This window comes from Streptomyces sp. NPDC014864, assembly GCF_043081525.1.
Classification (GTDB): Bacteria; Actinomycetota; Actinomycetes; order Streptomycetales; family Streptomycetaceae; genus Streptomyces.
In genome coordinates this window covers 206,331-220,160 of sequence record NZ_JBIBWT010000012.1, presented here as the reverse complement: position 1 = coordinate 220,160, position 13,830 = coordinate 206,331, and the positions used below count along the sequence as shown (strand labels likewise).

The following is a 13,830-nucleotide window of genomic DNA, read 5'->3' as shown; positions in this document are numbered from 1 at the left end:
CTGCGCCTCCTGAAGGCTCAGCCGCTCCAGGCCGGATGGCGCGGGTCGTCGGCCCGCACCAGCACGTCGGCCGTGCCGGCGGGGTCGGTCTCGGCCTCGTAGCGCTCGAAGGCGGGCAGTGTCCACCGCTCCGGCTCCGGCGTACGGCGGCGCAGGGCGCCCGGGGAGAGGGAGACATGGACGGTGAGGTCGAAGGGGAACCAGTGGCTCAGGAGAAGGGGGCCGTGCAGCAACAGCACACCACCGGGCGGAAGGTGGACGTAGGAGCTGCGGGTGGCGCGGTCGGCGACCGGGTCCCACAGGTCGGGCAGCACACGGCCGTCGCCCCCGGGGTCGAGCGGGCCGAAGACCTCGCGCCACAGGGCGCCGGTGTCGAACCAGCCGCTGTAGTAGGACTCCGCGTCGTGGTGACCGTATTCGAGACGGAGGGAGGCGGGGCGCAGGAAACCCTCGGTGGCCACCACGAGCGAGGAGCGGCCCCGGAGGCGGAGGGCTTCGCGGACGCGCTCGGCCAGGTCGCCCGGGCGGGCGGCGGGCGCGCCGTCGATGGCGACACGCGGCCAGGGGCTGCCGTCGCCGGGCTTCAGGTCGAGCAGACGCTCGGCCAGGAGGTCGCCGAGCCGTTCCCAGGTGATCGCTTCGAGTCGCACACGGCCCATGATGCCGCGCGCCCACCGGCACCCCGGCTGCCGGGACGGCCGCGCTCACCGGTCGTGGGGGCGGCCGGGCGGAGCGGCGTGGGTCCGGGGCCGTGGGCGGGAATGAAGGAGCCATGACGGCTCCCCCGACTCCCCTGGCCCGCTCCGGGCTCCTCGTCGTCCAGCCCCTCAGACGCAAGCACTGCGCCGACTGCCGCCGGGGGCCGCTGTCGCTACTGGTGATCGAGGAGGGTGCGCCCCGCTGTCTGGACTGCGCCGACCTCGGGCACCTGGTGTTCCTGCCGCGCGGCGACACCGCGCTCACCCGCAGGTCGCGGGAGGAGAGCGCGCTGTCGGCGGTGGTGGTCCGGTTCAACCGGCGCAAGGGGCGCTACGAGCGGCAGGGCGTGCTGGTCGAGGAGGCGGGACTCGCGCGGGCCGAGGCACGGTGCCTGGCCGACGCGGAGGCCCGCCGCAGGCGGCGGGCGCGGGACGCACGGCGGCGGGCGGCGGAGGACGTGAGGTTCGCGGACGCGTTCGCGGCGGAGATCAGGCGGCTGTTCCCCGGCTGCCCTGCCGACCGGGCCCGGAGCATCGCCGAGCACGCCTCGCTGCGCGGCAGCGGGCGGGTCGGGCGCAGCGCGGCGGGGCGGGCGCTGTCAGAGGGGGCGGTGATCTCGGCGGTCGTGGCGTCCGTACGGCATCTGGACACGCCCTACGACGGGCTGCTGATGGGAGGGGTGGCGCGGCACGAGGCGCGGCGGCGGATCGCGGCCGGGGTGGAGTCGGTACTGCGGGCGTGGCGGGAGCCGGAGGCGGGGGTCGGCTGAGGCGGGGCGGGTGGGGGGAGGGGGGAAGGGGAGGGGGGAGAGACAAGAGCGGAGGCGGCAGCGGAAGGGCGACCGGGCACCGAGCCAAGGGCACGCCCTGGGGGCGGGGGCGGCGCGCGCCGGGGGCCCCGCCGGGGGCGCCGGGGCCGGGGCCGGGGGGCCGGGGGGGGGGCGCCGGGGCGGCGGCGGCGGGCCCCCCGCCCCCCCCCCCCCCCCCCCCCCCCCCCCCCCCCCCCCCCCCCGCCCCTCCAACACCGCGGCGCCCCCTTCCCCGCACCGCCGCTCACCTGTGAGAACGCACTGTTCGCCCACTCTGCGCCCCGGGCCGGGGGGACGTATCGTGGCCGAAAGAGTGCCGCCCGAAGTCGCACGGCGCGTCGTCCGCGTATCGCAAGGGGGACGGCCATGGCCGATCCCAAGGGTTTCATGACCACGCCCCGCCAGGAGTGGCCGCGCAGGCCGGTGGAGGAGCGGACCCGGGACTGGGACGAGGTCCATGTTCCGGGCGCGCTGCTGCCGATCATCAGCAAGCAGGCCGACCGCTGCATGGACTGCGGCATCCCGTTCTGCCACGAGGCCTGCCCGCTGGGCAATCTGATCCCGGAGTGGAACGACCTCGTCTCCCGCGAGGACTGGCGGGCGGCGAGCGACCGGCTGCACGCGACGAACAACTTCCCCGAGTACACCGGCCGGTTGTGTCCGGCGCCGTGCGAGGCGGGGTGCGTGCTCGCCATCAACCAGCCTGCGGTGACCATCAAGAACGTCGAGTGCGCCATCGCCGACCGGGCGTGGGAGGACGGGTTCGTGCAGCCGCGGCCGCCGGAGCGGCTGTCCGGATGGACGGTCGCGGTGATCGGGTCGGGCCCGACCGGCCTCGCCGCGGCCCAGCAGCTGACCCGTGCGGGGCACACCGTCGCCGTGTACGAGAAGGACGACCGGATCGGCGGGCTGATGCGGTACGGCATCCCCGAGTTCAAGATGGAGAAGCACCACCTGGAGCGGCGGGTGGAACAGATGCGGGCCGAGGGGACGAGGTTCCGTACGTCGACTGCGGTCGGGCGGGACGTCGGGGCCGCGGAGCTGCGGGGGCGCTACGACGCCGTGGTGATCGCCACGGGTGCCACGGCGTGGCGGGAACTTGACGTGCCGGGGCGGGAGTTGGCCGGGATACATCAGGCGATGGAGTATCTGCCGCTGGCCAACCGGGTGTGCGAGGGGGATCTGGAGAGGTCGCCGTTGTGCGCCGTGGGCAGTCATGTCGTCATCGTGGGCGGTGGTGACACCGGGGCCGACTGTCTCGGCACCGCGGTGCGGGAGCGGGCCGCGTCCGTGACCCAGCTGGACATCTACGCGCAGCCGGGCGGGGAGCGGGACGAGGACACCGAGCCGTGGCCGACGTATCCGAAGATCTACCGGCTGTCGGCCGCGCACGAGGAGGCGCGGGATCTGCGGACGGCGCCGGCCGCGGATGCGGACGCGCGGTTGTTCGCGGCGTCGACGCTCCGCTTCGCCGGTGACGCGGACGGGCATGTGCGGTCGCTGCACCTGGTCGAGGTGGACGCCGCCCGGCAGCCGCTGCCGGGCACCGGGCGGACGCTGCCGGCCGACCTCGTGCTGCTCGCGCTGGGCTTCTCCGGGCCCGACCGGGGGGACGGGCTCGTCGACCAGTTGGGTCTGGAGCTGATGCCTCGGGGGACGATCGCCCGTGGGGCCGACTTCGCGACGAACGTCCCCGGGGTGTTCGCGGCCGGGGACGCGGCGCGCGGGCAGTCGCTGATCGTGTGGGCGATCGCGGAGGGGCGGGCGGTGGCGGCGGCCGTCGACCGGTATCTGACGGGCAGTTCGCGGCTGCCGGCGCCGATCGGGCCGTACGACCGGCCGATGACCGTCTAGGCGAAGCGCCGCCCACCTGAGTGCCCACCTGCCCGCCACCCGGACCGTGCCCGCCGACCCGGGCGGTCCGGCCGGCCCGCAGACCCGGCTGCCCCGCGGACCCGGCCGCCCTCGTCCAAGGGCTTGCGTGCCACCGCCCCGTAGCCCGGGATGACGCCGTCGCTGGCCCGGGACGCCGTCGTCCTGGCCCGGGACCGGGTCGCCCAGTTCCGGGTGCCAGTGGTGGACCACCTCGACGCCGGGTTCGACGAGTTCCAGGCCGTCGAAGAAGCGGGCGAACTCCGCGCGGGAGCGCAGCGCCAGGGTGACGCCGGCCGCCTTGAGCTTCTCGGTGGCGGCCGCCGACTCCTCGGGGGTGAAGTCGGCGGTGGCGTGGGTCATCATCAGGTAGCTGCCGGAGGGGAGTTCGGCGAGCAGCCGGTTCACCAGCTCGTGGGCGCCGTCCTCGTCGGAGACGAAGTGGAGCAGTGCGACGAGGGACAGGGCCACGGGCCGTTTCCTGCCCCGTCCTGCGGCCCCCGTAAGTGTCTGAAGTGGTGGTCGACGTGGAGGTCGAGAAGGAAGGGGGGGTGGTCAAGTCGGTGACGGAATCGACAAGTCGTACGTGAGAAGGAACTGGAAAGGAGGCGGCCCCGGTGGCCGGGCGGCGGTCAGGAGAGCAGGAAGTCGGCCTCGCCCGCCTTGGCGCCCTGGATGAAGGCCGTCATCTCGTCGGAGGTGTAGATGAGGGCGGGACCGTCGGGGTCGGTGGACTGACGCACCGCTATCCGGCCGTCGGCCAGCTTCATCGCCTCCAGGCAGTTGCCGCCGTTGCCGCCGCTCCACGGCCTGTGCCAGCCCTCGCTGCCCAGTTCACGGGCAGGCATGCCGTTGTAGATCCGCTCGGTGCGGATCCGCGGCGCGGAGGGGGAGATGGTGCGATCCATTACAGCTCCTTGCGGAGAGCCCGGAGGATCTCCTTCGTGCGATGTGCTGTGGCGGCGTGCGCCGCCATGCGGTCCATGACCTCGAGGTGGGCCGCCACCTCCTGGCGGGCGTCCAGGTAGACGGCACCGGTCAGGTACTCGCTGTAGACCATGTCCGGCAGTTCGGGCATGGCGAATCGGAACAGCACGAAGGGCCCGTACGTGCCGGGGTGCGGCCCGGAGGAGAACGCGGCGACCTGGAGGGTCACGTGGGGCAGCTTCGTGGCCTCGAGCAACTTGTCGATCTGAGCACGCATCACCTCCGGTCCGCCGACCGGGCGGCGCAGCGCGGTCTCGTCCATGACGGCCCAGAACCTGGGTGCGTCGGGACGGGTGAGCAGCTCCTGGCGCTGCATGCGCAGCGCGACGTGGCGCTCGATGTCCTCGGGCTGGGTCTGGCCGACGGCGCCCGAGGTGAGGACCGCGCGCGCGTAGTCCTCGGTCTGCAGCAGTCCGGGGACGAAGTGCGGTTCGTAGGACCGGATGAGGCTCGCCGCGCCCTCCAGGCTGACGTACATGGAGAACCAGCCCGGCAGGATGTCGTGGAACCGCTGCCACCAGCCGGGCTTGTTGGCGTCCTCGGCCAGTTGGACGAAGACCTCGGCCTCGTCGTCGTCGATGCCGTAGGCCTTCAGCAGCAGTTGGAGGTACGGGATCTTGAGGCCGACCTCGGCCGTCTCCATGCGGCGGACCGTGGCGGGGGCGACGCGGAGGATGCGGGCCGCCTCCTCGCGTTTGAGCCCCGCGCGTTCCCGCAGGTCCAGCAGGCGCCGGCCGAGCACGACCTGCCCGACGGTAGGCGCGGACCGCGGTTCGCTCACGCTCCACCTCCACAACGTTTCCTGACAGCCCTACGGCGCCATTCGAAGATCTGTTCGAGGATCTGGCGGACCCTCGGCGATCCCAACTGGCGCCGCTCGACGTGCTGTTGCGAGCAGTGTGCCACGGCCTTTCACCGCGTCACACAGCACTCTGCACTTTTCATAGTGACACTTGCCAAGTGTTCACGGCGGGGAGATAGTGGCAAGCGTGATTCCGTCCCCGCCCTTAGGAACAGACGCCGCCGCGGACCCTTCCGGCCCCGGTGCCGCCACCGGAGCGGGCCCCGACGGGGCCGTCGCCCAGCGCCGGTTCCGCTTCGAGCTGGCCGCGCATCCGGGTTCCCCCGCTCGGGCCCGGCACCTGACGCGGGCTCGGCTGACCGGGTGGTCGGTGTGCGAGGACACCTGCGACACGGCGGCTCTGGTCATCTCCGAACTGGTCACCAACGCCGTCGTGCACACCGCGAGCAGCCGGATCGTCTGCGAGCTGCACGACGGCGACGGTCTGGTGCGCATAGCCGTGCGCGACCAGGGGTGTGCGCCGAGCGAGCCGCACCCGTCCCAGCGGGGTCCGGAGGAGGAGCACGGGAGGGGACTGCTCCTCGTCGACGCCCTGTGCCGGGCCTGGGGCACGCAGGAGCACGGCCCGGGGCTCGTGGTGTGGGCGGAGCTGCCGCGTCGGGCGGACCGGCCGCGCGACGCCGGCGAGCCGCGCGATGACCTGGGCTGGGGCGCGCGCCCCAAGCAGGGCCCCGCGCGCGGCCCGGACGACGAGGACGACACGCAGGCACGTCAGGGAACGGGGGCCGCATGGCTGTGAGCATCGGCTCCGGCGCCGGTGGGGTGCTCAGCCTGGAGACGCTGGTGCGCCTGGGGCGCGGCGTGCGCCGACCGAGCGCGCCGGGCGAGTCGGCGTCCCCGCTGCGACTGGCGGTGCCCGATGGCATGACCACCCCGCTGGGCTGCGACGCGGTGGCGGTGCCCGCCCCGTACGGGCCGCTGGTGATGCCGCGCCTGCCGCGCGTCGGATGCGTCTACGCCGATGAGGCGCACTGGTGGTGGATCGTCCCGTCCGACTCCGACTACGCGCTCCGGTGGCCGGCCCCCGCGCACTACGCCACCGGTGCGGTCCTGCGCGACACACCGCGGGCTCCCGGACTCGTCCACCGGCCGGACGACACGGTTCCGTACACCCCGCCGATCCCCCTGTACCTGGCGGTGTGCCGCGTGCTCGGGGCGACTCCGGCGTGGTCACGACCGGTCACCGCGTAGGACGTACGTAAGACCGAGCCCGCGTGTCGTGCCTACGACCGGCCCCGCTCGCCGCGCGTGCGACGTAGCCCGCGTGTCGCGCGTACCACCGGCCCCGCCTGCCGCGCATGAGGCGCAGCCCGGCGTCGCGCGTACGACCGGCCCCGCCTGTCGTGCGCAGGAGCAGGCCGACGCATACACGAGACCGTCCGGGCCCGGCGCGAAGCACGCGCGCGGCCCTCGCCCCCGGCATGTGCCCCGCGTCCGGCACGGTGTGCGCCCGCGCGCCTCTCCTGCCACGTCGCGCGCCCTGCCCCGGGGGCGCCCGCCCCGCGATAGTGGCCGTCCGTCCACGATCGCGGGAGGTCGACGGTGGGGAAGCGGCGGGGGCGACGGGGCGAGGCGGAGGGGCCCGAGGTCTCGGAGTCGGAACGGCTGCTCTTCGGCGGCCCACTGCGTTACGACATGGGCTGGAACCAGCACCGGGACGCCTTCCTGGAGCTGAACCTCCGCGGCATGGTGACCCGGCTGCCGGGCCTGCTCGCGTCCAGCTTCCGGCTCGCCTGGCAGGCCGACCGGCGCGCCGCGCGGACCGTGCTGGCCGCCGAGACCGGCCGGGGCGCCGCGCAGGCCGTGAGCCTGCTCGCGGTGAACAGCGTGCTGGGCCAGGTGCTCGCGTCCGGCCCCCTGGAGGACCGGCTGCGCGGCACCGTGCCCGCGCTGGTCACCATGACGGCGGTGATGCTGGTGGGCGCGCTGCTGCGGGCCGCGTCGACGTACGCGACCGGCCGGCTGGAGCCCAAGGTGGAGCGGGTGGCGACCGAGCTGTACCTGGAGCGGGCGGCGGCCGTGGAACTGGCCGCGATCGAGGACCACGCCTTCCACAAGCTGCTGGACACCGCGCAGTACGGCGCGTCCTCGGCCCGCCGGATGATCATGTACGGCACGCGGGTGGTGAACGCGATGATCTCGCTGGTCGCGGCGGCCGGCGTCCTCACGGTCCTGCATCCCGCGCTGCTCCCGCTGCTCGCCACCATGACGCTGCCGAGCGCGTGGAGCGCGCTGACGAACGCCCGGCGCCGCTACGAGTCCTTCCACACCTGGGTCCAGCACGCGCGCGCGGGACATCTGCTCAGCGGTCTGCTCACCGAGCCGGCGGCCGCCCCGGAGATCCGCGTCCACGGCGTGGGCCCTTTCCTGCTGCGCCACTACCGGGCGATGTCGGAGACCGCGGAGGCGGAGCAGGCCCGGCTGGCGCGGCTGGCGGCCCGTACGGGCCTGTTCGCGGCGGCCTGGACGGGACTGGCGACCGTGGCGACGTACGCGACCCTGGGCGGGCTGCTGCTGACCGGGGCGATGGCGCTGTCGGTGGCCGGCACGGCGGTGATCGCGATCCGCACCGGCTCGGCGAGCCTGGACACGCTGGTGCTGGAGATCAACTCGCTGCACGAGGAGGCCCTCTTCGTGGGTGATCTGCAACGTCTCTACGCCGAGGCGGCCGAGCGGGCGATCCCGGTCGGCGGGCAGCCCCTGCCGGAGAACCCTCGGGAGATCCGGTTCGAGAACGTCACCTTCCGCTATCCGGGCGACGCGTCCCGCCCGGCCCTGGACGACGTCACCCTCACCGTGCCCACGGGCCGGATCGTCGCGCTCGTCGGGGAGAACGGCTCCGGCAAGACGACCCTGGTGAAGCTGCTCGCGGGTCTCTACACCCCGGACCGGGGGCGGATCCTGTGGGACGGCGTCGACGCGGCGGACGCGGACCGGCACCAGCTCGCCGAGCGGGTCGCGATGGTGGCCCAGGACTTCAAGCGCTGGCCGTTCACGGCGAGGGTGAATGTGGCGGTGGGCCGCTCGTCGGCGCCCCTCACCGACGAGCGCGTGGCGGGCGCGGTCGCCGACGCGGGCGCCGAGGAGGTGGTCGCGGACCTGCCCCGGGGCCTGGACACCCTGCTGGCGCGCAACTTCAGCGGCGGGCACGAGCTGTCCGGCGGCCAGTGGCAGCGGCTCGGCATCGCACGGGCCGCCTACCGGCGCGGACGCATCCTCATCGTCGACGAGCCGACGGCGGCGCTGGACGCCCGCGCCGAGCTGGAGGTCTTCGAGCGGATCCGTGGTCTGGCCGGCAGCGGTCAGACGGTCGTCCTCATCACGCACCGGCTGGCGTCCGTCCGCCACGCCGACGTGGTGCACGTCCTCGACCAGGGGCAGCTGGTGGAGTCCGGCACGCCCGACGAACTGCTGGCCACCGGGGGCCTCTACGCCGAGCTGTACGCGCTCCAGGCGGAGCAGTTCAGGGGGAAGGTGCCCGCCCCGGAGGTGGGCTGACCGCGTCCGTCACGCCGTACCGCGTCCGTCACGGCGTACGGCGTCCGTCACGCCGTCGCGTCACCGGCTCCGTCGACCGCGCGGACGATCACCAGGAAGGTGTCCGTCGCGAGATCCATCACGACCTCGGCGGGCAGGCCCTCCAGGCGCCGCGCATGCGCGAACTCCTCCGCCGGCCACGACCCGCGCGGCCCGCCGGCGGGAAAGCGTTCGAGCACCGTTCGCCCGTTCACCCTGCACCTCCCTGTAGCGCTGTACTCGTAGAGTTAAACGCCAAGCATGGGGTGAACACCTCGCGAAGTAACGGTACTGAGACGCAGTTGACACGCGTTCAACGCCATCCGTGAGAAGAAGATCACACTTGCGGCCCATCCGATCACTCAACGCTCCGACCTGCGCACATCTCGTGTCCGTCCGGTGTCGGCGCTCCCGGTGTTCACTTCGCGTCCATCGAGCCCCTCCGCCCTCGCCGCCTACCCGTAGCGTCGGGGTACCGGATCCGGCCGCCGCTCGCGGGCGCGCCCGAACGCCGCTACGGCGAAGGCGTCCACGGGCGAAGGCCGGTACGGGCCAAAGGCTGTGCGCGCGGGGGCGTTCGAGGCTCGCGCTCGGCTCGTGGGCCGGTGTGCTCGCCGCCCCTGCTCAGGACGTCGAGGAGTGCGGTGAGGCGTTCGGTGTGCCGGGGGGTGAGGCGGCCCGTGTGGTCGAGGTGCACCGCGCAGGCGGTGGTGGTGTCGACGAGGCGTTCGAGGGTGGCGACGACGTCGTCCGTGCCCTCGGCGTGCCGGGCCAGCGCGGGGAGTTCGGCGGCGGCGCGGGTGCCGGCCGCGCGGGCCTCGGCCAGGGTGCGGTAGGCCTCGCGGCGCAGTGTCCAGCGGGCGGCGTGGTCGCCGGACTCGCCGAGGACGTGGGCGAGGTAGGCGTGCGCGGCCTCGGTGGCCGAGGCGAGCCGGGCGCGTACCGCCCCGCCGCGCCGCCCCGGCAGCGGAACGTGGCCCACGAGCAGCACGATCGCGCAGGCCAGCAGCGTCTCGCCGATCCGGCTGACGGAGGCCTGCGGTTCCCCGCCGGCCATGACGAGGGCGAGGACCAGCACGGTGGCGACGGCGGTCTGCGCGGCGAAGTGCCGGGTGGCGACGGGCACGAGGGCGCCGCAGACGGCGACGAGGGCGACGAGCCCCTCCGGGCGCGGCAGCACGGCCGCGAGGGCGGCGAAGAGCAGGGCGCCGAGGACGGTCCCCGCGGCCCGGCACAGCACGCGGGAGACCAGCGGCCCGAGGTCGGGCTTGACCAGGAAGACCGCGGTGGCGGGCAGCCAGTACCAGTGCGCGTGCTGCCCGTACCAGCGGGTCTGGTGCAGTGCCTGGGCGACCGTGGCGCCCACGCCGAAGCAGAGGGCGACCCGCACGCCGTACTCCCGTCCGGCCGCGCCGAGCGCGGTGCGCAGCAGGTCGCGGGTGGTGCGGTGCCGGGTGTGCAGGTCTCCCCCGCCCTCCGCCCGGTCGAACGCCTCCGCGGCGCGCAGCAGGGCGTCGTCGAGGGCGCGCAGGCCGGGCGCGGACCGGCCGGGAGCCGGCAGGGGGCCGGCGTGCGTACTTCCGCGGACGGCGGCGGCCAGGCGGCGCGGTCCGGCCGAGGCGCGTCCGGCGCTCGCGTCCCCGGCCCAGGCGAGCGCGGTGGCGGCCTCGGCGAGGGGCAGCGCGGCGGCGTACTGGGCGTGCAGGCGCCGCTCGGCCGCGGCACCGGTGTGACGCCGCAGCCGGGGTCCGGTCAGGGCGTCCTGCGCGTGGTCGAGGGCGGCGGTGAGCGCGGCGCGCCGGTCGGTGGCACTGGGGCCGCCGACGGCGTCGAGGAGACCGGCGACCGCGTCGTACACGGCGGCCACGGCGGCCCGTTCCCCGTCGAACCGGAAGTCGCCGGCGAGGGCGCCCGGCGTGGGCAGCGCCAGCCGCAGGGCGAGCAGCCACCCGGCCCCGGCGAGGAAGGCGAGCGCCCTCGGCCACCCGGGCTCGGACAGGGGCATTCCGGCGCCGACGGCCGCGGCGACGAGGAGTTGCGTGCCCGCCCCGGAGGCGACGGGCCCGACGGCGCTGACGCTGCCGGCGCCCAGTCCGAGGACGGTGAGCAGCAGGGTCAGCGGTACGGCGGACAGGTGCTGTCCGCCGTACGTCCCGACGACGAGACCGGCCGCCCCCGCGAGCGCGGGCACCCCGAGCCTTTCGACGGACGCGCGCCTGCTGCCGGGCCGGTCGTTGATCCCGGCGAGCATGGCGGCGAGGGCGGCGACCACGCCGAGGGCCGTGTGGCCGGTGCGCAGGGCGAGCAGCAGCAGCGGCCCGGCGGCGAGCGCTCCGCGGGTGACGGCGTTCCAGGGCACGGGCCCGCGCTGGGCGCGCAGGGCGTGGGCCAGCCATGGCGGCAGGGCGAGACGGTGGGGGTGCGGGTGGGGGTGCGCGGGGGAGGTGGCGGGACCGGTCGGGCCGGAGGCGGCACGGACAGCGGTGGTACGGGTGGTGCGGGTGGCGGCGCGGGTGGTGCGGCGCGTCACGGGGCTCCTGTACGTCGGGACGAGGGCGTGACTGGTGCCTTCGGGCGACGGTGACCGGGCTGCGGGATGTGGTGCGCGGTGGGGTGCGCGGTGGGGTGCGCGGTGGGGTGCCCACGCTAGATCGCGTTCTTGGAGGGGAGGGAACGGCCGTATTTCCGGCGTGTGACGTTCCGCCGGGACGGGCGTTCCCGGGAAGTTCGAGGCGGCCCGGTGCCGCTCAGGACCGTTGCGCCGCCCGTCGTACGGCGCGGCCGAGCAGCGCCCCGGCGTCCGTGACCGCCCGGGTCAGTGCCGCGGGGTCGGCCGTCAGCGAGCTGAGGAGTCCGTCGGCCTCGCGCAGTCCGGCGCGTGCGAGCAGGCCCTTGTCGTTGGTGGTCCACTCCCCCCGCGCGGCCAGCACCGCGTGGGCCGTCTGGGTCGCGGCGAGGGCGATCGCGCCCGCGACCTGGGTGAGGGAGCCCTGCGGCGCGTGGCCCGCCTCGGCGTACCCGAGGGTGGCGGTGGCCAGGCCGTACCAGTGCCCGGGCGCGGACCGGCGCAGCGCCCGCGGATAGGCGGTGGGGCGGCTCAGTTCTCCCCTCAGCACCTGGTTGACGGCGAGTTCGGCGACGACCAGGTAGCTGGGGATTCCGGCGAGGTGGAAGAGCAGCGGTTCGACCCGGAAGCGTCCCTGTTCCGCCTCCGCCCACTCGTGTGCGACGACGTCGAGGTCGCGGTAGTGCACGTCGACGCGGCGTTCGTCGATCGTCAGCCAGGCGCCGCCGTTGAAGACCCCGCCGCCCCAGCCGCCGAGTTCGGACACCTCGCCCTCCCAGCCGACGGCGCGCAGGTCCGCGGGGTCGAAGCGGCCGCGGTAGTAGACGGCCAGGTCCCAGTCGCTGTCCGGCCGGTGCGTGCCCTGGGCCCGGGAACCGCCGAGGGCCACGGCCCGGACTCCGGGGAGGGCGGCGAGCCGGTCGGCCGTGGTGTCGAGAAAGGTCTCGTCCGTGAGGCGGGGCACGGGTGCGGCTCCAGGGGTCGGGGGCGAGGAGCGATACCTCGGGGTTGCGAGGGTTCGAGGGCCCTCCAGGGCCGTGACGAGGTGTCCGGAGCCTACGCGGTACGGCATCGGCGCCTCCACGGAATATCCGGGTGCGGCCGCGTCAGCGCGCCTGGATGATCGGGGAGTTGTGTCCGTCCCCCGCATCGTCCGCGTCGCCTTCCAGGAGCCCGTATGATCCCGCGCCCCACCGTGCCCGGTCCGCTTCGGCCGGAGGCACGCGCATGACGGCGGGGCCTGGCCCGGTGGTCCTGCGCCGGGCCGGCGCGGCGGACGCCATGCCCGCCGCCGATGTCTGGCTGCGTTCCTTCTCCACCGCGCTGCCGACGGTCGTCCGGGCGCACTCCGACGACGCGGTGCGTGCCTACTTCCGCGACGTCGTGGTGCCGTCGCGCGAGACGTGGGTCGCCGAGTCGGGCGACGAGGGCAGGGTCGTGGGCGTCATGGTGCTCGCCGGCGACGAGCTCTCCCAGCTCTACCTCGACCCGGCCTGGCGGGGGCGCGGCGTCGGCGACCGTTTCGTCGCGCTGGCCAAGGAGCGCGGGCCACGGGGCCTGACCCTCTGGGCCTTCCAGGTCAACGGACCCGCCCGGCGCTTCTACGAGCGCCACGGCTTCGTCGCCGTCGAGTACACGGACGGCAGCGGTAACGAGGAGGGGGAGCCGGACGTCCGGTACGTGTGGCGGCCCTGAGGGCAAGTCGGCCTCGGTCGGTCGTCGTCACCGGGGCGTCGCGGCCGTGGGCCCCGGAGGGCGTCGCGTCACGGTCGGTGGTGCGGGAGCCCCGCCACGTCCGCCGCCGTGGTCAGGACGTCCCGAAGCATCGCGGGGGTGAGCCTGCCGGTGAAGGTGTTGCGCTGGCTGACGTGGAAGCAGCCGAAGAGGGTGAGCCCGTCCAGCGGCACCCGTGTGCCGTGGGCGAAGGCGGGCCGCGGCCGGGGCACCGTCCAGCCCGCCTCGGCGAACGCGGGCAGCGCGGCCTGCCAGCCGAAGGCGCCGAGTACGACGACGGCGCGCAGCGTCGGCCGCAGCAGCCGCAGCTCCCGCACCAGCCAGGGCCGGCAGGTGTCCCGCTCGCCGGGCGTGGGCTTGTTGGCGGGCGGCGCGCAGTGCACGGGCGAGGTGATCCGCACGCCGTACAGCTCCAGGCCGTCGTCGGCCGAGACGGAGGTGGGCTGCGAGGCGAGCCCCACGTCGTACAGCGCCTCGTAGAGCACGTCGCCGGAGCGGTCGCCGGTGAACATGCGGCCGGTGCGGTTGCCGCCGTGCGCGGCGGGGGCGAGGCCGACGATCAGCAGCCGGGCGTCCGCCGGCCCGAAGCCCGGAACCGGACGGCCCCAGTACGTCCAGTCGGCGAAGGCGGCGCGCTTGGTGCGGGCGACCTCCTCGCGCCAGGCGACCAGGCGCGGGCAGGCCCGGCACCCGGCGATCCTCCGGTCGAGGGCGGCGAGACTGCTGCTGTCCATGCCTTCACGGTAGGGCCACCCGGGCGGCGGGACGGGACGGGTGGCCGGTTTC

The 13,830-nt window shown here is 74.9% G+C and carries 13 protein-coding genes and 1 pseudogene; 6 read left to right on the top strand and 8 right to left on the bottom strand.

Features of this window, described 5'->3' with window-relative positions; translation table 11 throughout:
• Window positions 1–17 precede the first annotated feature (17 nt).
• Window positions 18–659: a uridine kinase gene (locus tag ACF1A5_RS22745; protein ID WP_392194675.1), complete on the bottom strand. Its 642-nt coding sequence runs from the start codon at window positions 657–659 to the stop codon at window positions 18–20.
• A 113-nt stretch (window positions 660–772) separates the two neighbouring features.
• Between ACF1A5_RS22745 and ACF1A5_RS22740 the strand changes: the two genes are divergently transcribed.
• A complete protein-coding gene (locus ACF1A5_RS22740) occupies window positions 773–1,468 on the top strand; it encodes a DUF2293 domain-containing protein (RefSeq protein ID WP_392194674.1) in 696 nt (231 codons plus the stop codon).
• Window positions 1,469–1,873: 405 nt separating this feature from the next.
• Window positions 1,874–3,361 (top strand): glutamate synthase subunit beta, encoded by a 1,488-nt coding sequence (locus ACF1A5_RS22735; protein ID WP_392194673.1) that lies wholly within the window; start codon window positions 1,874–1,876, stop codon window positions 3,359–3,361.
• A 119-nt stretch (window positions 3,362–3,480) separates the two neighbouring features.
• On the opposite strand, the pseudogene ACF1A5_RS22730 reads toward ACF1A5_RS22735, so the two are convergent.
• From ACF1A5_RS22730 to ACF1A5_RS22720, 3 genes and pseudogenes are all read right to left on the bottom strand, one after another.
• Window positions 3,481–3,856: pseudogene (locus ACF1A5_RS22730) on the bottom strand (SAM-dependent methyltransferase); the annotation flags it as partial.
• Window positions 3,857–4,011: 155 nt separating this feature from the next.
• Entirely contained in the window at window positions 4,012–4,287 is a 276-nt protein-coding gene (locus tag ACF1A5_RS22725) for a DUF397 domain-containing protein (RefSeq protein ID WP_392194672.1), read from the bottom strand.
• Window positions 4,287–5,147, bottom strand: a complete 861-nt coding sequence (locus ACF1A5_RS22720; RefSeq protein WP_392194671.1) for a helix-turn-helix domain-containing protein — start codon at window positions 5,145–5,147, stop codon at window positions 4,287–4,289. Before ACF1A5_RS22720 ends, ACF1A5_RS22725 begins: the two co-directional genes overlap by 1 nt.
• A 199-nt stretch (window positions 5,148–5,346) precedes the next feature.
• On the opposite strand from ACF1A5_RS22720, the gene ACF1A5_RS22715 reads away from it, so the two are divergent.
• The 3 genes from ACF1A5_RS22715 (at window position 5,347) to ACF1A5_RS22705 (ending at window position 8,726) form a co-directional block, all read left to right on the top strand.
• Window positions 5,347–5,967 (top strand): ATP-binding protein, encoded by a 621-nt coding sequence (locus ACF1A5_RS22715; protein ID WP_392194670.1) that lies wholly within the window; start codon window positions 5,347–5,349, stop codon window positions 5,965–5,967.
• Window positions 5,958–6,419: a hypothetical protein gene (locus tag ACF1A5_RS22710; protein ID WP_392194669.1), complete on the top strand. Its 462-nt coding sequence runs from the start codon at window positions 5,958–5,960 to the stop codon at window positions 6,417–6,419. Before ACF1A5_RS22715 ends, ACF1A5_RS22710 begins: the two co-directional genes overlap by 10 nt.
• Window positions 6,420–6,863: 444 nt before the next feature.
• The gene (locus ACF1A5_RS22705; protein ID WP_392194713.1) at window positions 6,864–8,726 is read left to right on the top strand and encodes an ABC transporter ATP-binding protein; all 1,863 of its coding nucleotides are present in this window, start codon (window positions 6,864–6,866) and stop codon (window positions 8,724–8,726) included.
• Window positions 8,727–8,773: 47 nt separating this feature from the next.
• On the opposite strand, the gene ACF1A5_RS22700 is transcribed toward ACF1A5_RS22705, so the two are convergent.
• From ACF1A5_RS22700 to ACF1A5_RS22690, 3 genes are all read right to left on the bottom strand, one after another.
• Complete coding sequence (locus tag ACF1A5_RS22700; RefSeq protein WP_356191504.1) at window positions 8,774–8,959, bottom strand: hypothetical protein; 186 nt, start codon at window positions 8,957–8,959, stop codon at window positions 8,774–8,776.
• 299 nt (window positions 8,960–9,258) lie between these two features.
• Window positions 9,259–11,103, bottom strand: coding sequence for an FUSC family protein (locus tag ACF1A5_RS22695; RefSeq protein ID WP_392194712.1), 1,845 nt, complete (start codon window positions 11,101–11,103; stop codon window positions 9,259–9,261).
• A gap of 388 nt (window positions 11,104–11,491) precedes the next feature.
• Window positions 11,492–12,274 carry a nucleotidyltransferase family protein gene (locus ACF1A5_RS22690; RefSeq protein WP_392194668.1) on the bottom strand — a complete coding sequence of 261 codons (783 nt, stop codon included), beginning with the start codon at window positions 12,272–12,274 and terminating at the stop codon, window positions 11,492–11,494.
• Window positions 12,275–12,537: 263 nt separating this feature from the next.
• Here ACF1A5_RS22690 and ACF1A5_RS22685 point away from each other — a divergent pair, with 263 nt between their 5' ends.
• Window positions 12,538–13,005, top strand: a complete 468-nt coding sequence (locus ACF1A5_RS22685) for a GNAT family N-acetyltransferase (RefSeq protein ID WP_392194667.1) — start codon at window positions 12,538–12,540, stop codon at window positions 13,003–13,005.
• Between the two features lie 68 nt (window positions 13,006–13,073).
• Here the strand turns inward: ACF1A5_RS22685 and ACF1A5_RS22680 are convergent, their stop codons facing one another.
• The gene (locus ACF1A5_RS22680; protein WP_392194666.1) at window positions 13,074–13,778 is read right to left on the bottom strand and encodes a uracil-DNA glycosylase; all 705 of its coding nucleotides are present in this window, start codon (window positions 13,776–13,778) and stop codon (window positions 13,074–13,076) included.
• Between the last annotated feature and the right edge of the window lie 52 nt (window positions 13,779–13,830).